This window comes from Micromonospora sp. SYSU B005, from assembly GCF_055362685.1.
The window spans coordinates 160,331-177,932 of record NZ_JAXCFU010000002.1 but is presented as its reverse complement, the minus strand read 5'-3'; the positions used below and the strand labels follow the sequence as shown (position 1 = coordinate 177,932).

At 74.8% G+C, this 17,602-nt stretch carries 12 protein-coding genes; 2 read left to right on the top strand and 10 right to left on the bottom strand.

Annotated elements, in window-relative coordinates:
* Positions 1-14 precede the first annotated feature (14 nt).
* The 3 genes from SM452_RS05990 to SM452_RS05980 are packed head-to-tail and all read right to left on the bottom strand — an operon-like array spanning position 15 to position 3,834.
* Complete coding sequence (locus SM452_RS05990) at positions 15-1,241, bottom strand: cytochrome P450 family protein (protein ID WP_402810869.1); 1,227 nt, start codon at positions 1,239-1,241, stop codon at positions 15-17.
* A complete protein-coding gene (locus tag SM452_RS05985) occupies positions 1,238-1,558 on the bottom strand; it encodes a putative quinol monooxygenase (RefSeq protein WP_355508047.1) in 321 nt (106 codons plus the stop codon). The genes SM452_RS05990 and SM452_RS05985 overlap by 4 nt, the downstream gene beginning before the upstream one ends.
* The gene (locus SM452_RS05980; protein ID WP_355508049.1) at positions 1,555-3,834 is read right to left on the bottom strand and encodes an FAD-dependent oxidoreductase; all 2,280 of its coding nucleotides are present in this window, start codon (positions 3,832-3,834) and stop codon (positions 1,555-1,557) included. The genes SM452_RS05985 and SM452_RS05980 overlap by 4 nt, the downstream gene beginning before the upstream one ends.
* Before the next feature lie 182 nt (positions 3,835-4,016).
* Between SM452_RS05980 and SM452_RS05975 the strand changes: the two genes are divergently transcribed.
* Positions 4,017-4,775 carry a class I SAM-dependent methyltransferase gene (locus SM452_RS05975; protein ID WP_357208997.1) on the top strand — a complete coding sequence of 253 codons (759 nt, stop codon included), beginning with the start codon at positions 4,017-4,019 and terminating at the stop codon, positions 4,773-4,775.
* Positions 4,776-4,833: 58 nt separating this feature from the next.
* Here SM452_RS05975 and SM452_RS05970 read toward each other — a convergent pair whose 3' ends face one another.
* Both SM452_RS05970 and SM452_RS05965 read right to left on the bottom strand, forming a co-directional pair.
* A complete protein-coding gene (locus SM452_RS05970) occupies positions 4,834-7,548 on the bottom strand; it encodes a helix-turn-helix transcriptional regulator (RefSeq protein ID WP_355508051.1) in 2,715 nt (904 codons plus the stop codon).
* Between the two features lie 93 nt (positions 7,549-7,641).
* Positions 7,642-8,532, bottom strand: a complete 891-nt coding sequence (locus SM452_RS05965; RefSeq protein WP_262011865.1) for an alpha/beta hydrolase family protein — start codon at positions 8,530-8,532, stop codon at positions 7,642-7,644.
* A 132-nt stretch (positions 8,533-8,664) separates the two neighbouring features.
* On the opposite strand from SM452_RS05965, the gene SM452_RS05960 reads away from it, so the two are divergent.
* Positions 8,665-9,990: an aminotransferase class V-fold PLP-dependent enzyme gene (locus tag SM452_RS05960; protein ID WP_463839444.1), complete on the top strand. Its 1,326-nt coding sequence runs from the start codon at positions 8,665-8,667 to the stop codon at positions 9,988-9,990.
* 6 nt (positions 9,991-9,996) lie between these two features.
* On the opposite strand, the gene SM452_RS05955 is transcribed toward SM452_RS05960, so the two are convergent.
* The 5 genes from SM452_RS05955 to SM452_RS05935 all read right to left on the bottom strand — a co-directional run bounded on the left by SM452_RS05955 (position 9,997) and on the right by SM452_RS05935 (position 17,598).
* Positions 9,997-11,151 carry a glycoside hydrolase family 26 protein gene (locus SM452_RS05955; RefSeq protein ID WP_355508057.1) on the bottom strand — a complete coding sequence of 385 codons (1,155 nt, stop codon included), beginning with the start codon at positions 11,149-11,151 and terminating at the stop codon, positions 9,997-9,999.
* Positions 11,145-13,013, bottom strand: coding sequence for a glycosyltransferase family 2 protein (locus tag SM452_RS05950; RefSeq protein ID WP_463839443.1), 1,869 nt, complete (start codon positions 13,011-13,013; stop codon positions 11,145-11,147). Before SM452_RS05950 ends, SM452_RS05955 begins: the two co-directional genes overlap by 7 nt.
* A 110-nt stretch (positions 13,014-13,123) precedes the next feature.
* A complete protein-coding gene (locus tag SM452_RS05945; protein WP_463839442.1) occupies positions 13,124-14,230 on the bottom strand; it encodes a glycosyltransferase family 39 protein in 1,107 nt (368 codons plus the stop codon).
* A gap of 149 nt (positions 14,231-14,379) precedes the next feature.
* Complete coding sequence (locus SM452_RS05940) at positions 14,380-16,704, bottom strand: beta-xylosidase/alpha-l-arabinosidase (protein WP_463839441.1); 2,325 nt, start codon at positions 16,702-16,704, stop codon at positions 14,380-14,382.
* Between the two features lie 39 nt (positions 16,705-16,743).
* Positions 16,744-17,598 carry a carbohydrate ABC transporter permease gene (locus tag SM452_RS05935; RefSeq protein ID WP_463839440.1) on the bottom strand — a complete coding sequence of 285 codons (855 nt, stop codon included), beginning with the start codon at positions 17,596-17,598 and terminating at the stop codon, positions 16,744-16,746.
* Between the last annotated feature and the right edge of the window lie 4 nt (positions 17,599-17,602).

Below are 17,602 nucleotides of genomic sequence, written 5' to 3'. Positions count from 1 at the left end.
AGACGGCGGCGCCGTCAGGCGGTGAAGGTGACAGGCAGTTCCAGCAGGCCACGGAACGGCGAGGCGGCGGGGAGCCGGCGCACCTCGGCGAGCGGCACGCCGAGACGCAGTCCGGGCAGCCGGCGCAGCAGCGCGCCGAGCGCGAGTTCGGCCTCCATCCGGGCCAGCGAGACGCCCAGGCAGTAGTGGACGCCGTGCCCGAACCCGAGGTGCGGGCCCCGAACCCGGCGCAGGTCCAGCCGGTCCGGGTCGGCGAAGTGCGCCGGGTCGTGGTTGGCCGCGTTGATCCCGACCCCGACGATCGCGCCGCGCGGGATGCGTACGCCCTGGTAGTCGACGTCCTCGGTGGCGATGCGCGGGCTGGCCACGGGCAGGGGCCCGTCGAAGCGCAGCAGCTCCTCGATCGCGGCGGGCAGCAGGCGGGGCGAGTCGCGCAGCAGTTCCATCTGCTCGGGGTGGGTGAGCAGAGCCAGCACGGCGTTGCCGAGGAAGTCGGCGGTGGTCTGGTGCCCGGCGAACAGCAGCAGGAACGTGGTGGTGACCAGTTCCGCCTCGGACAGCGTCCCGTCCCGGTCGACGGCCTTGATGAGCGCGCCGATGATGTCGTCGGCCGGGTCGTCGCGTTTGGCGCGGACCAGCCCGGCCAGGTAGTGGTGCAGCCGGAGCTGGGCCTCCTGCACCGCCGCCCGCTCCTGCGCCGGCGGCCGGCTGGTGGAGCCGGAGGTACGGATGACCTGGGTCCAGTCGAGCACCCGGTCGTGGTCGGCCGGCGGCACACCGAGCAGCTCGCAGATGACTGTCATCGGCAGCGGAATGGCGAACTCGTGCATCAGGTCCGCCTCGCCGTGCGGTGCCATCTTGTCGATGAGCTGATCGACGATCGACGCCACCCGGGGACGCAACGCCTCGATCCGCCGCGGCGCGAACGCCTGCGACACCACGCGGCGCAGCCGGGTGTGCTCCGGCGGATCGGAGTTGAGCATGTTGCGGTTCAGGCCCTCGGAGTTCGGGCCGAAGATCTTCAGGTAGTGCTGCCCCGGGCCGTACAGGTCCTTGGACAGGCGCGGGTCGGTCAGCGCGGTGCGGGCGTCGTCGAATCGGGTGATCAGCCAGGAGTCGAAGCGCGGCGAGCCGACCGGGCAGACCGGCCGCTCGGCGCGCAGCCGGGCCAGCGCGGGGTACGGGTCGGCGGCGAACCCGTCGGTGTAGAGCTCGCTCGCCGGCATCACGTCGTCGGTCATCGCCCCTCCCCCTGCTCGCCGGCCACGCTGTGCAGCACCTGGTAGGTGTGCCGGTCGGCGGACTCGCGCAGCTCACGGATGATGCTCAGCAGCCGGTCCCGGTGCGTGCTGCGGCCGAACGCGTCCAGCCGCTCGCGGTCCGCCCAGTCGCTGATGATCAGGTAGCTGCGCGGGTCGTCGGCGTCACGGACCAGGTCCTGGTGCAGGCAGCCGTCCAGCGTGCGGATCTGTTCGGCCGCGGTGAGCCACTCCGCCTCGAAGCGCTCCTCGCAGCCCTCCCGGGTCCGCATCGACAGCACGGTCCGGACCCGGCTCACCGGACACTCCCGAAGACCAGGTGCAGGTGCTTGCGCAGCGCGTCCGGGTCGACCGGCGCGCCCCGGAACCCGATGTGCCCGTCCGGGCGGATCAGGTACAGGCCGGTGCCGGCCAGGCCGTACCCGGCACGGAAGCGGCGCTCGGCGTCGCGTACCACCGGCGGGTCGAGCAGTCGCGGTTCGCCGGCGTCCGGGTCGAGCAGCAGGTACGCGTCGAGTTCCCCGCCGGCGAGCCGCCGCGCGTCGGCGCACAGGCCGGTGAACGCGGCCAGCTCCTCCGCGCCGGCCGTGCGGTCGGCGTAGAGCAGCAGCGTGTGCCGGGTGCCCCGGGTGAGGTCACGCAGCCGCAGCGGGTGGCCGACGCCGCGCCGGCGCAGCCCGTCGACGTCGGGCGCGATGTCGCCGGGGCGGGGCGCGTCACCGAGCGCGGCCGGGTCGGCGACGGTCTCCCCGACCAGCGGGCTGCCGGCGTAGCTGAGCAGCATGGACATCTCCTGGAGGAACTGCCGTTCCAGGTCGGCGCGGTCCACCTCCTCGGTGCCGGCCATCCGTACCGCCCGGCCGACGATCTCCTCGCCCTCCGGCCGCCGCTCGGTCTCGTAGCTGTCCAGCAGGCCGGGCGCGGCAAGCCCGCGTACCGCCAGGGCGAGCTTCCAGGCCAGGTTCCAGGTGTCCTGGATGCCGGTGTTCATGCCCTGGCCGCCGGCCGGCGGGTGCAGGTGGGCGGCGTCCCCGGCGACGAACACGCGGCCGTCGCGGTAGCGGTCGACGATGCCGTGGCTGATCCGGAACACCGACGACCAGCGCAGGTTGCTCGCCCGGGTGCCGGGTGGCGCGAGGCGGTCCAGCGCCGCCTGCACGTCCTCGATCGTCGGTTCGTCGAGTTCCTCGCTGAACCCGGGCGGGGCGTCGCGCCCGCCGGTCTGGGCGAAGAACCGGGGCGGGGCGAGGGTGGCGATGCGGTAGCGGCGCTCGCCGCGCAGCGGTACGCAGACGAGCATCCCGTCCATCTGCCCGTCGGTCATATGCAGGAACCGCAGCAGGTGCCCGTCCGGCATGTCCCAGTCCACGTCGACGTCCACGAGCATGAACAGTTGCGGGAACCGGCCGAGCCCGCCGGTGAAGGTGAGCCCGAGCCGCTCCCGTACCCGGCTGTGCGCGCCGTCGGCGCCGACCAGGTACGCCGCGCGTACCGTCTCGGTGCCGCCGTCGGCGGTGCGGACGGTGGCGGTCACGCCGTCGGCGTCCTGGGTGAAGTCGACGAGTTCGGCGCCGCGCTGCGGGCGGACGCCGAGGGTGGCCAGCCGGGTGGTGAGTATCCGTTCGGTCTCGTACTGCGGCAGGCCGAGGTGGTCGTACGGCAGGCCGGGCAGTTCCCAGCTCATCCGGTGGGTCTGCTCGCCGTTGACGAAGACCGTGTTGCCGGTGAGCCAGATGCCGGCGTCCATGGCCTCCCGGACGACACCCTGCTCCTCCCAGATCTCCATGGTGCGGCAGTGCACACCGATCGCCTTGTCGGCGTGGCCGGGCGGGGTGGCCTGCTTGTCGATCACCAGGCAGTCGATGCCCCGCCGGGCCAGTTCGACGGCGGCGGTCAGCCCGGTGGGCCCCGCCCCGACGACGAGTACGTCTGTTGTCCTGTGCACGTCGGCCTCCCAGCCCGTGGTGGGGTGTCGGCGGTCGTCCGCGTCTGGCACGACGTGGAACAGCCGGCGCCGGATGTCGAGAAGGAACGGCGCAATCGGCCCGGCCTGCGCGGAGGCGTGGGCCGGGTCGCCGATCCAGGCGAGGAACGGCGCGGAGCCGTCCCACTCGGCGAAGATGTGGTGGATGTCCGAGCCGGGCTCCCGCAGCAGTTGTTCGCGGCGGTAGCCGGGTATCGCCGCCATCCGCCGGACCACCTCGGGGTAGCCCCTGTGGAACTCGGCGAGCCGGTCGAGCGGCACTGTGAGTTCGACGTCCACGTAGACCGGACCCGTCCCGTCCCCGGTCTCGCGCATCAGGGGGTAGCCGGGGTCGCCGTCCGGCTCGGTCAGCGGCCGGAGCAGGTCGGCCAGGCGGGCCGCCACCGGCCCGCGCCGGTACGCGCGCAGCGCCGCGTCGTCGGCCCACTCGGTGACGACGACGAAGCCGCGCGGGTCGAGGGCGTCGCGCAGCAGCTCGTGCCGCATGTTGCCGGGCAGTGCGCCGAGCTGCCCGGCGACCGTCTCGAAGGCCGGCCCGACCGCGGGCTCGCAGCCGGGGCGCGCGCGCAGCCGGAGCATCGTCCTGATCATGCAGCCCCCTCGAACGGTGCCGTCGTCGTGCCGCGACCCTGCCGCAGCGCGCGTCACCGCCTCGTCACCGTCGGCCCGCCGGACGTCCGGCCCCGGTGACGCCGCCGGGACGCCCCCGCTTATTGCAAAAGTTTGGCAACAAGCCTCGACAGGGTCGCCTGCTGGTAACTATCGTGAGGGGTATGACTCCTTACGATCTGGATGTACGGGCCTGGCAGGAGAGCTGGGACCGGCAGCAGGAGGCGTACCTGCCGGACCGGGAGCACCGCTTCGACGCGATGCTCGACGCCGTCGAAGCGGTCACCGGCGACCGGCCGCCACGGGTGCTCGACCTCGCGGGCGGCACCGGATCGATCAGCCTGCGGACGCTGGCCCGCCGGCCCGACGCCGAGGTGACGGTGCTCGACCTCGACCCGGTGCTGCTCACCCTCGCCGAGGCGGCGCTGGCCGGGCGGGCCACCGTGGTCACCGCCGACCTCAACCGGTCCGACTGGGCCGCCGCGCTGCCGCACCGCGACTACGACGCCGTGCTCACCGCCACCGCGCTGCACTGGGTGGACGGTCCGCGCCTGACCGAGCTCTACCGCGAGATCCGCGACGTGCTGCGCCCCGGCGGCGTGTTCGTCAACGCCGACCACATGCCCGACGACGCGATGCCGACGCTCACCGCACGGCTCGGCGAGCGCGCGCGGGCGCGCCGGGACGCCCGGCACCGTGCCGGCGCGGCGCTGTCCTGGCCGGACTGGTGGGCGCAGGCGGCCGACGACCCGGTGCTCGGCCCGCTCGTGGAGAAGCGGCGGCAGATCTACCCGACCGGGCACAGCCCGGAGTGGAACCCGCCCGCGGCATGGCACCTGGACGCGCTGCGCGCGGCCGGCTTCACCGAGGCCGGCGTGCTCTGGCGCGGCGGCGCGGACGCCGCGGTGGCCGCACTGCGCTGATCCCGGCGGCGCGCCCGGCCCGGCGGCCGACACCACGCGGGCCGAGGACGGCGGGCGGTCAGGACAGCAGGCGGGCCAGTTCGGTACGCGAGCGCACGCCCAGCCGGTGGAAGACGTTGCGCAGGTGGTGGTCGACGGTCCGGGTGGACAGGCACATCCGGGTGGCGATCTCCCGGTTGGTCGCCCCCTCCGCGACCAGCCGGGCGATGTGCAACTGCTGCCCGGTCAGCATCTGCTCCGGGCCGCGCCGCACCGGCCCGACCGACTCCCCCGCCGCGCGCAGCTCCTCCCCCGCCCGCTCGGCCCACACGGTGGCGCCGAGCAGCGTGAACGCCTCCCGGGCCCGGTGCAGGTGCGCCCGGGCGTCCCGGGGGCGGCGCCGGCGGCGCAGCTCGCGACCGAACAGCAGCTCGGTGCGGGCGCGCTCGAACCGGTCGGTGTCGGCCGGGTGCAGCCGCAGCGCCGCGTGGAACTCCCGTTCGGCCTCCGGGCCGCCCCGGGGTGCGAGCAGCGCCCGGCAGCGCGCGGCCAGCGCCCGCCGCGACGGGCTCGCCGTGCTGCTGGCCCAGTGGTCGAACACGGCGAGCGCGGCGGCCGGCCGCCCGCCGTCGTGGGCGGCGGCCTCCACCAGGTACGGCGTGGCCATCACCTGGACCAGCACCTGGCCCCGGCCGGTGCCGGTACGGGCCAGCGCGGACAGCCGGGCCACCGCGTCGGCGTACCGGCCGTCGATCAGGTCCAGCACGCCGAGCGCCCAGCGGGCGTACGCGTCCGGCCGGCTTCCCGGTGCGGCCCCGTCCCCGATCTCGGCGATCCGGGCCAGCGCGGCGTCCCGGTCGGCGCGGACCGCGGCCAGCACGGCGAGGATGCCGAGGTGCACCTGGGCGCAGACGTGCTGGCCGGTGGCGCGGGCGGCGCGCACGCCCTCGCGGGCGGTCTCCGCCGCCGCCTCGTGCCGGCCCAGCCAGTACTCGGCGACTGCTCGCAGCTCCAGCGCCCGGGGCAGCAGGGACAGCTCGCCGCGCGAGCGGGCCAGCTCGACCGCCCGGCCGGCGAGCCGGTGCGCGGGACCGTCCACGGCCACGAGCAGTGCGGCCGCGGCGGCGCAGACGAGCGCGCCCGGGGTGAGCGCGGGACCGGCCAGCCGGCCGCCGAGGACGACGACGCGGCGCAGCGCCGGACCGCCACGGGCGTGGTCGCCCCGCAGCGTCGCCCCGACACCGGCGGCGAACGTGGCCAGCAGGTCGAGTTCGGGCGGGTCGCCGGGCCGACGCAGCGCCTCGGCCCGGCGGGCCACTTCGGCGTACCGGTACTGGTCGCCGGTGACGCAGATGGCCTCGCCGGCCCGGACCAGCGCCAGCAGCGCGGCCCGCCGGTCGGCCGGCGCGACCGCGTCGGCGGCGGCCAGCAGCGTGGCGACCGCGGCGGCGGGCGCGTCGCAGCGCAGTTGCATCTCGCCGCGGAGCAGGTCGGCCCGACCGGGCGCCGGTCCGGCGGTCAGGCGCCGTAGCAGCCCTCGGGCCTGCTCCGGGTCGCCGGCGGTCCAGGCGCACCGCGCCGCCGCGATGGTCAGCTCGGCCGCGCGCCCGGGGTCGGGGCTCAGCTCGGCGGCCCGGCGCAGCACGACCGCCGCGGCGGCGCGGTCCGGCACCTCGTCGACCGCCGCGCTCAACTCGGCGGCGAGCATGTCGGCCGGACAGTCGGCGGCGATGGCGTGGCGCAGCGCCCGGCCCAGCGTGCCCTCGGCGAGCGTGCCGGCCAGCAGCAGGTGCGCCGAGCGCAGGTCGGCGAGCGGCGCGACTGCGGTGATCATCGTGCGGGCGAGCGGGTGCGGGAACGTCACCCCGCCCGGCCCGGTGCGCAGCAGGCCGGCCGCTTCGGCGGGGGCGAGCGCCTCGACGGTCAGTCCGGCCGCCCACGCGGCGCGGACCAGCGTGGCCGGGTCGTCGCCGGGGTCGAGCGCGGCGAGCAGCACCATCCGCCGGGTCGGGACGGGCAGCCGGTCCAGGCGGGCCCGGTACGCGGCGGCGAGTACGCCGTCCACCGGCGGCGTGTCGGGCAGCGGCGCCTCACCCCGCCACTGGGCGGCGGTGAGCGTGCCGGCCAGGTCGGCCAGCGCCGCCGGGCTGCCTCGGCTGAGCGCGGCCAGCGCCGTGGCCACCGCCACGGGTGGCCGCTCCCGCAGGCCGGCGAGCATGGCGTGGCACTCGTGGGCGTCCAGCGGGCGCAGCCGGTGGGCGGGTACGCCGTCGACGGTGGCCGGTGCGGTGGCGGTCAGCAGCATCGCCACCGGCAGCCGGCGCAGCCGGCGCGCCACCACCGCCAGTGTCCAGGCGCTCTGCGGATCGCCGATGTCGAGGTCGTCCACCGTGCACAGCAGCGGCCGGTCCGCCGCCGCGGCGGCGAGCAGTGACCGCACCGCCGCGGCCAGGGCCAGGCGCTGCTCGGCCGGGCACCCGTCGCCGCCGAGCGTGCGGCGCAACAGCCGGCGTTGCCGCACCGGGAGTGCGGTGTCCGCGTCCAGCACCGGGTCGAGCAGGCGGTGCAGCCCGGCGTAGGGCAGTGTCGCCTCGTCGGCCACGCCGGCGCCGGCCAGCACCGCGCGCTGTCCCGCCCACCTGCGGGCGTACGCCAGAAGGGCGGTGCGCCCGGAGCCGGGTGGCCCGTGGAACAGCAGCGCGCCGCCGTCGTCGTGGTCGAGGAGCCGGCGGATCGCGTCGCACTCGTCGTCCCGGCCCCACAGGTCTATATGCACTGTCGATGCAGAAACCATGCATGCAGTGTCACAGATGGGCAACCCGTCGGAAAAGAGGCGGACACGCTCCCGGGGTGGTCGCCACGGCGACCACCCCGGGAGCGGACCGGATCAGGCGCTCGGGCAGGTGTTGCGGTACTCCTGGATCGCCGACCCGCTCGGGCCGGGGCAGAGGAACTGCTCGTAACGGGTGTCGTCGTCGACGAACCGCTTCAGCCAGGCCACCATCTGCTTCGCCGTCGGCGTGTTCGTCGTCTGCGGGAAGAAGTGGCTCGCGCCGTCCAGCTCCAGGTACGCCTTCTCGGACGACGCCGGGATGCTGTTGTAGAACGGGATCGAGTGGGTCGCCACCGGCGCCACGCTGTCGGTCTCGCCGCCGATGATGAGCGTCGGCACCCGTACCTCGGACCAGGTCTTGTCCAGGTTCCACGGTGCGAGCGGGACGGCGGCCTGCAACGACGGCCGCGCCGCCGCCGCCTCCAGGCTGCCGCCGCCACCCATCGAGTGCCCGGCCACGGCGAGCCGGGACGAGTCGATCCGGCCCCGCACCGAGCTGCGCTGGGTCAGGTAGTCCAGCGCGGCCAGGAGCTGGCGGCCCCGGCTGTCCGGCTGGTCCAGCCGGGTGTTGGTCTCGATGCCGATCACCACGAAGCCGTGCGAGGCGATCCGCGGGCCGAGCCAGCTCAGGCTGGACCAGGAGGCGGTGTAGCCGGGCGAGATGGCGACCGCGCCGAAGGTGCCCTCGGCGGTGCTGGTCGGGTAGTAGATGACGCCGCCACCGAAGCCGGTCACGCTCAGCGAGGAGACGTTTATCGACGAGGTGGCGAACGGGCCGCGACTGGCCTCCAGGATGGCGCTCGTGGGCGCCGGGCCGCGCTCGTAGGGGCTTGCCGCGCTCGCCGCGGCCGGGACGGCGAGGGCGCCGCCGGTGGCGAGCAGTGCCGCCACGGCGAGGCGGGCGAGGGCACGGACGGGGGTACGGGAACGGGTGGTGGTGGGCACGTCGGTCACTCCTTGCGCCGGAATTACATCGACATGCGTCAGCATCGATGCCCTGCCGCCGGTGCGCATCGGTGAAATCACCGGTCCCCCGGCGGTGACCCGGCCGTGACATGCACGGCGGACGATTGCCCCATGCACCCGACGCGACGGCACCTGACCCGGCGGCACCTGCTCGGCGCGACAGCGGCGGCAGGCGTCACCGGCCTGGCCACCGGCTGCGAGCCGGACCGCCCGGCGGGCGGGACCGCGGCGCCGGACGACGCTCCCGCCCTGGATCCGGCCAGTTGGGACAGCGTCCGCGCCCAGTTCGCGCTCGACCCCTCCCGGGCACACCTGGCCACGTTCGTCTTCGCCCCGCACCCGGCACCGGTACGGGCCGCCGTGGCGGTCCACCGCGCCGGTCTCGACCGGGACGCCTCGGGTTACCTGGGGCTCCACGAGGAACGGCTGGACCGCGCGGTGCTGGACGCGGCGGCCGGGCACCTCGGCACCCGGCCGGAGCAGATCGCGCTCACCGACTCCACCACCATGGGCCTCGGCCTGGTCTACAGCGCGATCCGGCTGCGAGCGGGCGAGGAGGTGCTGACCACCGAGCACGACTTCTACGCCACGCACGAGGCGCTGCGGTTGCGCGCCGAACGCGACGGGGTGACAGTGCGCCGGGCCCGCCTCTACCAGGACGCGGCCACGGCCACGGCGGACGAGATGGTCGCCGGCCTGACCGCGGCGCTCACGCCCCGTACCCGGGTGGTGGCGCTGACCTGGGTGCACTCCAGCACCGGCGTGAAGTTGCCGGTACGCCGGCTGGCCGAGGCGGTCCGCGAGCGCAGCCCGGAGGCGTTGCTCTGCCTCGACGCGGTGCACGGCTTCGGCGCGGACGCGTCCACACCGGAGCAGCTCGGCTGCGACGTGCTCGTCTCCGGCTGCCACAAGTGGCTGCTCGGGCCGCGCGGCACCGGCCTGGTCTGGGCCGCCGAGCGGGCCTGGGCCCGGATGACACCGGTGATCCCCAGCTTCGACAGGCGCGGCATCGGTCGCTGGCTCGCCGGCGGCACCGGCGGGCAGCCCGTGCCGCCGGGCGCGGCGCACACACCCGGCGGCTACCACAGCTTCGAGCACCGGTGGGCGCTCGCCGACGCGTTCGCGTTCCACCGGCGCATCGGCCCGGCCCGGGTCGCCGAACGCACCCGGGAGCTGGCCGACCGGCTCAAGGAGGGGCTGGCCGGGATCCGGGGCGTCCGGCTGGTCACGCCGCGCGCCGCCGACCTGTCCGCCGGGGTGGTCTGCTGCGAGGTGCCGGGCGTGCCGGCGGACCGGGCGGTGGACCGGCTGCGGTCGGCCGGCGTGATCGCCAGCAGCACCCCCTACCGGCCGTCGTACCTGCGATTCGGCGCGACGATCGCCAACGGCGAGCAGGACGTGGAGGCGGCGCTGCGGGCGGTCCGCACGCTGGTCTGAGCCGGATCAGGGCCCGGTACGCGGCCGTACCGCCGGCGACCAGGTGACGTCGTAGCGCTCGGCGGCCACCGCCTCGGCGAACGCGGTCGCCGCCGCCGGTGAGCCGGCGATACGCCAGTCCTTCTCCTTGTCCACCTCGAACCAGATCAGCCCGATCAGGCCCGGATAGCGGGGCAGGGCGCGGAACGTGTCCCGGATCCACCGCGCCTTGTGCCCGGCGGCGTCGGCCGCGCCGGTCTCGGTGACCACGAGCGGCTTGCCGGTGACCTTGCGGATCTCCGCGATCGTCGGGCCGAAGATCTGGTCGAACGACCAGTACGTCTTGGTGAACGCGCCACTGCCGTAGTAGCCGGTGACGCCGACCCAGTCGACGTACTCGTCGCCCGGGTAGAGCCCGGTGACCCCGGCGGTCGTCTTGTCCCAGCGGGCGTTCGGGCTCCACACCCAGGTGACGTTCGTGGCGCCGGCCTCGGCGAAGACGTCGTGCACGTGCCGCCAGGCGCGGACGTAGTCGCCGGGGCGGTTGCCGTTGGCCCGCTCGCACCAGGGGTACCAGTCGCCGTTCATCTCGTGCGCGAAGCGGATCGCGACCGGGTAGCCCAGCGACCGGACGCCGTCGGCCCAGGAGCGCAGGTACGCGTCGAAGTCGCCGCGTGCGATCCGGGACAGCCGGTAGTCCGGCTGGGTGGCGCGCAGCCGGTCGATCTGCCTGTCGGTCAGCTCGGTGCGGCGGGCCGCCTTGTCGACGGTGTGGTCCCACGGCTCCCAGCCGAGCATCGGCATCATGCCCCGCTCGGCGATCCGGTCGAACAGGCTCCGGTCGAACGCGGCCGACGCCCAGTCCGCGCCGAAGAGCATCACCTGCGGCGCGCGCCCGGCCGCCTCGGCGAACCTGTCGACCGGCGCGAAGTCGTACGGTCCCTTGTCGGTCATCACGCCGAAGAACGCCTGCCCGGCCGGCGGGAACGGGCCACCGTGCGGGCTCGGCACGGCCGCCGCCGGCACGTCGGTGCTCGCCTGCGGCGTGGCAGGGGCGGGCCGCCGCGCCGCGGCGTCGGTGCCCGGGTCGCGCCACGCGCCCGGCGCCACCACGAAGGCGTACGCGAGCAGCAGCAACCCGGCCAGCGCCAGGCCCATCCGGGGCAGCGTCGGCCTCAGCACGGCACACCGCCCTCGGTCACGGTCCGGGGCACCACCTGCGGTTCCCGGGCCGGTTCGGCGGCCCGGTCCCGGCGGGCCCGCAGACTCTCCACCCAGGAGATCAGCGGCGGGGCGAGCCCGGTCAGCAGCGTCAGCACCGGCCAGACCCGCAGCAGCGGGTAGTCGTGATCCAGCGCGAAGCTCGCCGCGAGCAGCCCGGCGGCGGCGAGCGCCCAGCACAGGTGCAGCCGGAACGTACGCGCCGACTCGACAGTGCGCAGCGCACCCTTGGCGGTGACCACGAAGCCGAGCTTGCGGCGCAGCAGCGCGCCCACCGCGGCGGCCACGTACACCGGCCCGGCGAACAGGGCGAGCGCCATGCCGACCATGCCCACCTCCTCCCGCTCGTGCGGGGCGATGTTGAACCGGCGCAGCCACAGCCACAGCAGGAACCAGGTGCCGATGGTGGAGCCCCACAGCGTCGCCCAGACCTGCGGGTCGAGCCGGCCCGCGTCGACGCCGGTCAGCAGGTAGAGCGCGGTGGCGGCGTTACCGAGCAGCAGGCTCACCGCCACACTCGGGTAGTAGAACTGGAGCAGGCGGTACTGCCAGCGGCGGCGGGACGGCAGGTCGCGCGGCGTACGCAGCTCGCGGCGGAGCAGGATCTCGCAGATCCCGGCCGCCCAGCGCTTCTGCTGGTTGAAGTAGTCCGCCCAGGAGGTCGGTCCCTCGCCGAGCGCCACCACGTCCGGGGTGTAGACGCCCTTCCACCGGTTGCCGGTGGCCGGGTTCACGGCCGCGTGCACGCGGATGCTGGTGAGGTGGTCCTCGATGATCGAGTCCTGGTAGCCGCCGATGGTCCGCCAGGCCGCCGGGCGGTAGAGGTGTCCGGTGCCGGTCAGCAGCGGCGCGTCCAGGCCGTTGCCGCCGCGGGCGATCAGCCCGTTGTAGAGGTACTGCTGCACCGAGGCGCCGTGGGCGACGAAGTTCTGGTGCATGTTGCCGTACACCTGGGGGGTCACCACGAACGCGACGTCCGGGTCGCGGAAGTAGCCGAGCGTGCGTTCCAGGAAGTTCGGCAGCGGCACGTGGTCCGGGTCGACGTTCGCGACCACGTCGTAGCGGTGCTCGTGCTCGGCCCGCCAGGCGTTGTGGTTGCCGGACTTGGTCCGGGCCCGGAACTCGCCGCCGGGCCGGTTGTACTCGGGCCGGCCCTTGCGGGTGAAGTGGCGGACGCCCAGCCGCGCGGCCATCGCCCGGACCGCCGGGTCGTCGCCCTCGTCGAGGATCCACACGTCGACGTGCCCGCAGTAGACGATCTCCCGCAGCCGGCGCAGTGTCCGCTCGGCGACCTCGATCGGCTCCTTGCTCGGCACGATCGTGGTGAGCAGGGCGACCCGCAGGCCGACCGGCGGGTCGACCGGCACCGGGTCCCGGGCGTGGTAGGCGAAGACCCAGACCACCACGTTCTGCGCCAGGCGGATCAGTTCGACGCCGACGACGACGCAGAACGCCAGCCGGGCGACGACGGTCTGCCAGCCGCCGAGGCCGACGACGCCGGGCCCGGGCACGTGCTGGGGCAGCAGCAGCCAGCCGACGAAGACCAGGCCGGCGGCGCTGTTGACGAGCACCAGCAGCGTCAGCACCAGCCGCGCGGCGACCGAGGCGGTGGGGCGGAACTCGACCGCCGCGTCGGGGCGGCGGGGCGGTCGCAGCGGGCCGGCGGTGGCACCGCAACGGGCGTACGCGAGGCGGGCGCGGACGTTGCGCTGCCGGCGGTCCGGATCGGCCGGCGTCCCGGGCGGGACGGGTGCGATCGGGCGGGCACCCGGCGGCCCGGCCGTCGTGGCGCGGGACGGGCGTGTATCGGCGGCGACGGCCACGTTTCCCCCATGGTCTGCAGGCTCTGGAGCCGACCGAATGCTAAGCCGACAATCAACCGCAAAAAGTGCGAATCAGGCAGACATCGCCCAATCGTCGACGGGTCACGCGGTCAGCCGGGAAGCTGGGCCGCCACGGCGAGCAGCGCGACGAGAGCCAGCACGGCGACGGCCCCGGCGACTCGCGCCCGGGACAGGGCGACCCCGCCGAGCACCGCCCAGGCCGGCACCGTGAACAGCAGGTTCGCCGCCGACCAGACCGGCGCGGCCTGTGCCAGCGCCAGCAGTCCGAGCGCCGGCACCAGCGCCCAGGCGGTGCAGATCGCGGCGGCGTACCGCAGCGGGAGGCTGAACAACGCCAGCCCGGCCAGCACGCCCCCGAGCGCGGCGACGCCGAACAGGTCGCCGGGCGTGGCCGCCAGCACGGCGGCGCCGGGTCGCACGCCGGACGCCAGATGACCGCCGTCGCGCAGGCCGGAGGCGAGCAGCGCGGCGACCGGGATCAGCCCGAGGACCACCGCGGCCAGCCATCTGACGGCGACGCGGCGACGGAACGCCAGCACGATCCAGCCGTGGCCGGCGAGCAGCAGCAACGCCACCGGCTGGCACAGGCCCAGCAGCAGCACCGCGCCCGCGTAGGGCACGAGGCGCCGCGGGCCCGGCCGGTCCAGCGCGGGCACCAGCAGCCAGGTGGCGAGCACGGCGGCGAACACCGCCAGCGCGTACGGCTGCGCCTCCTGCGCGTACCGGATCGAGGTCGGCAGCACCGCGAAGATCGCCCCGCCGGCCAGGCCGGCGGCGGGCGTGGCGATCCGGGCGGCGAGCGCGCCGACGAGCGCCGCGGCCCCGATCATGGCCAGCAGCGACGGTACGCGCAGCGCGAGGTCCGCCGCGCCGAACAGCGCCGCCCAGGCACGCAGGAGAAGGTGGTACGGCCCGAGCGCGACCTCGTCGCCGGTCAGCGCGGCGCCGATCCCGGGCCACGACGACGTGGCCGCGCGCCGCGTCGCGACTTCTCCGGCGCTCGGCGCCGACGCGGTGATCCGGGCGGCGCCGAGCGCACCCGTGAGGGCCGCCGGCAGCAGCCACGCCGCGATCCGCCAGCGCCTCGCGGCGGTAGCGGCGCGGGCGGCGGCCCGGCGCGGCCGGTCCTCGCCCCACGGGTCCTCGACCACGGCGTCCCCGAGCCGGGGCAGGACCATGGTGTCCGCGTCCATCATCGTGACTCACGCATCCCTGTGGGTGCCGGCGACCGGGATCCAGCCGGGGCTGGATGACATCCTGGAGCCTACTGAGCCAAAAACGACATAACGCCAATATGAGATGAAAGGGTCCGCCGGTCGCCCCGTGGACGACCGGCGGACCCGGCTCAGCGAAGGTCGGTCGTCGTCCAGCGGGGCGACTCCGCGGTGATCGCGACGGTGTCGCCGGTCAGCGTCGTCCGCGCCTGGACGTCGCGCCGGGCGCTCGTGCCCACCCAGACGTCGACCTCTCCGGGCTCCACCACGCGCGTGAGCGTGCGGTCGGTGAAGGCCAGCCGCGTGTTCGGCACGGTCAGCTCGACGGTCACCGAGGCGCCCGGCTCCAGGCGCACCCGCCGGTAGCCGAGCAGCTGCGCCACCGGCCGGGTCACCGAGGCGACCAGGTCGCGGCCGTAGAGCTGCACCACGTCGTCACCGGCGACCGGGCCGGTGTTCGTCACCCGCACCGACACCTTCAGCGGCCTGTCGGTCGGCACCTCGGCCGGCACGGTCAGGTCGGTGTACGCGAACGTGGTGTAGGACAACCCGTGCCCGAACGGCGCCACCGGCGTCGCCGGCAGGTTCGTGCCGTTCATGCCCTCCCCCAGCTCGGGGTGCAGGTACGAGTACGGCTGCGCGCCGGCCGAGCCGGGCAGGGTGACCGGCAGCCGGCCGGACGGGTTGACCCGCCCGGAGAGCACGCCCGCGATCGCCCCGGCGCCCTCCTCACCCGGGAAGAACGTCTGCACCACCGCCGCGCACCGGGACAGCGCCCAGCCGAGCGCGTACGGGCGGCCGGTGAGCAGCACCAGGACGACCGGGGTGCCGGTGTCCAGCACCGCCTCGACGAGCTGACGCTGCACGCCGGGCAGCTCCAGGTCGTCCCGGTCGCAGCCCTCGCCGACGGTGCCGCGGCCGAACAGGCTGGCGTGGTCGCCGACCACGAGGACCGCCACGTCGGCGGCGGACGCGGCGGCGACCGCCTCGTCGAACCCGGACCGGTCCGCCGAGTCCACCTCGCAGCCGGCCGCGAAGGTGACCGAGTCGGCGCCGAACTCGGCGCGCACCGCCTCCAGGACGGTCGGCACCTCGAAGCCGGTCTCCACGCCCGGGTGGTGGGCCAGCACGTGGTTCAGGAACGAGTAGCAGCCGAACAGCGCGCCCTGCCGGTCCGCGTTCGGCCCGACGACCGCCACCCGGCGGCCCGCCGGCAGCGGCAGCACGCCCTCGTTGGCGACCAGGACCACCGACTCCTCGGCGAGCCGGCGCGCGATCGACCGGTGCTCCGGCGAGTCGAGGTCGATCGCGCCCGGCGGCTCGTCGTCGAACGTGGCGTCGAGCAGCCCGAGTTCCTGCTTCTGGCGCAGGACGCGCAGCACCGCCCGGTCGACCAGCGCCTCGTCGACCCGGCCGGCCCGCACCGACTCGGTCAGGGTCAGGAAGGCGTCGCCGGTGGGCAGCTCGATGTCGAGGCCCGCGCCCAGCGCCTGCACCGCCGCGTCCGCGTTGTCGGCCGCGACGTGGTGCAGCAGGTTGAGGAAGGCGACGCCGTAGTAGTCGGCCACCACCGTCCCGTCGAAGCCCCACCGCTCCCGCAGCAGATCGGTGAGCATGGTCGGATCGGCGGCGACCGGCACGCCGTCGATCTCGGCGTACGAGTGCATGACGCTGCGCGCGTCGCCATCGCGGATCGCCATCTCGAACGGCGGCAGCAGCACGTCGGCGAGTTCCCGGGGACCGGCGTGCACCGGGCCGAAGTTGCGCCCGGCCCGCGAGCCGGAGTAGCCGGCGAAGTGCTTCAGCGTCGCGAGCACGCCCTGCGACTGGAGTCCCCGCACGTACGAGGTGCCGATGGTGCCGACGAGGTACGGGTCCTCGGCGATGCACTCGTCGACCCGGCCCCAGCGGGGATCCCGGATCACGTCCAGCACCGGGGACAGTCCCTGGTGGATGCCGAGCGCGCGCATCGAGGCCCCGATCGCCGCCGCCATCTCGGTGACCAGCTCCGGGTCGAACGCGGCACCCCAGGCCAGCGGCGTCGGGAAGGTCGCCGCCTTCCACGCCGACAGGCCGGTCAGGCACTCCTCGTGCACGATGGCCGGGATGCCCAGCCGGGTGCCCGTCACCAGGTCCCGCTGGAACTTCCACAGCCAGGCGGCGCGGGCGGCGGCGTCGACCGGGCGGGTGCCGTAGGCGCGGGTCAGGTGACCCAGCCCGTGCCGGGAGAAGTCCTCGAGCCGGCCGCTGTCGGCGAACTCGCCCTGCAGGGGCGCGACCGCCTCACCGTCCTCCTTTTCCCAGAACCCGACGAGCTGCGCGACCTTCTCCTCGATCGTCATCCGAGCGAGCAGTTCCCGTACGCGCGTCTCGGCGTCGTGTCCGTCCGGCCGGTCGTGGTCCGAACCTGCCTGAGCCGGTACCGGCCCGTCCACCACCGCGTGGACCTCTGTCATGGTGTGCCTTTCCACTGGTTGTGCTGGTGCCGCCGCCGCTCAGCCCTTGACCGCGCCCTGGAGACCGCCCACGATCTGCTTCTCCGCCAGGGTGAAGAACAGCAGCGCCGGCAACATCGCCAGCGACGTGAAGGCGAGGACTCCCGCGGTGTCGGTGGTGTACTGGCTGGAGAAGTTCTGCACGCCCAGCGGCAGGGTGTGCAGGTTGACGTCCCCGAGGACGAGCAGCGGCAGGAGGAACGCGTTCCAGCTCGCCACGAACGCGAGGATGCCGACGGTGACGACCGCGGGCCGCGACAGCGGCAGCACGATCCGCCAGAGGAAGCCGAGCCGGCCGGCGCCGTCGATGGCGGCCGCGTCCTCCAGCTCCCGCGGAATGGCCGACAGGAACGGCCGCAGGATGACGATCGTCAGCGGCAACGAGAAGGCCACCTGCGGAAGGATCACCGCGTAGTAGGAGTTGATCAGGTTCAGGTCGCGCAGCATGAGGTACAGCGGCAGGATCGCCGCGCCGGCCGGGAACAGCAGGCCGAGGGTGAAGAAGGTGTAGAGCCCCTCGCGGCCCCGGAACGTGTAGCGGGCGAGCACGAACGCGGCGGCCATGCCGAGCACCACCACGCCGAGCGTGGTGCCGAGGGCGACCACCGCGCTGTTGAACGCCTGCATCCAGAAGTCGCTCTGCGTCAGCACCCGGTAGTAGTTGTCCCAGACCCACGGGTCCGGCAGGCCGGCCGGGTCGTCCACGATCTGCGGCGTGGTCCGGAAACCGCCGACGACGACGTACACCACGGGTGCGATCGACACGGCCGCGACCGCGAGCGCGATCGCGTACGTCAGCGGCGAGCTCCACTGCACCGGCCGGCGCCCGGCCGAGGGGGCGGATACGGAGTTCATGGCC

Bases quoted from the DNA above. Each gene is read 5' to 3' on its own strand.
- SM452_RS05990 (WP_402810869.1), bottom strand. From the start codon at position 1,241: ATGACCGACGACGTGATGCCGGCGAGCGAGCTCTACACCGACGGGTTC.
- SM452_RS05980 (WP_355508049.1), bottom strand. From the start codon at position 3,834: ATGATCAGGACGATGCTCCGGCTGCGCGCGCGCCCCGGCTGCGAGCCC.
- SM452_RS05975 (WP_357208997.1), top strand. From the start codon at position 4,017: ATGACTCCTTACGATCTGGATGTACGGGCCTGGCAGGAGAGCTGGGAC.
- SM452_RS05970 (WP_355508051.1), bottom strand. From the start codon at position 7,548: ATGGTTTCTGCATCGACAGTGCATATAGACCTGTGGGGCCGGGACGAC.
- SM452_RS05960 (WP_463839444.1), top strand. From the start codon at position 8,665: ATGCACCCGACGCGACGGCACCTGACCCGGCGGCACCTGCTCGGCGCG.
- SM452_RS05945 (WP_463839442.1), bottom strand. From the start codon at position 14,230: ATGATGGACGCGGACACCATGGTCCTGCCCCGGCTCGGGGACGCCGTG.
- SM452_RS05940 (WP_463839441.1), bottom strand. From the start codon at position 16,704: ATGACAGAGGTCCACGCGGTGGTGGACGGGCCGGTACCGGCTCAGGCA.
- SM452_RS05935 (WP_463839440.1), bottom strand. From the start codon at position 17,598: ATGAACTCCGTATCCGCCCCCTCGGCCGGGCGCCGGCCGGTGCAGTGG.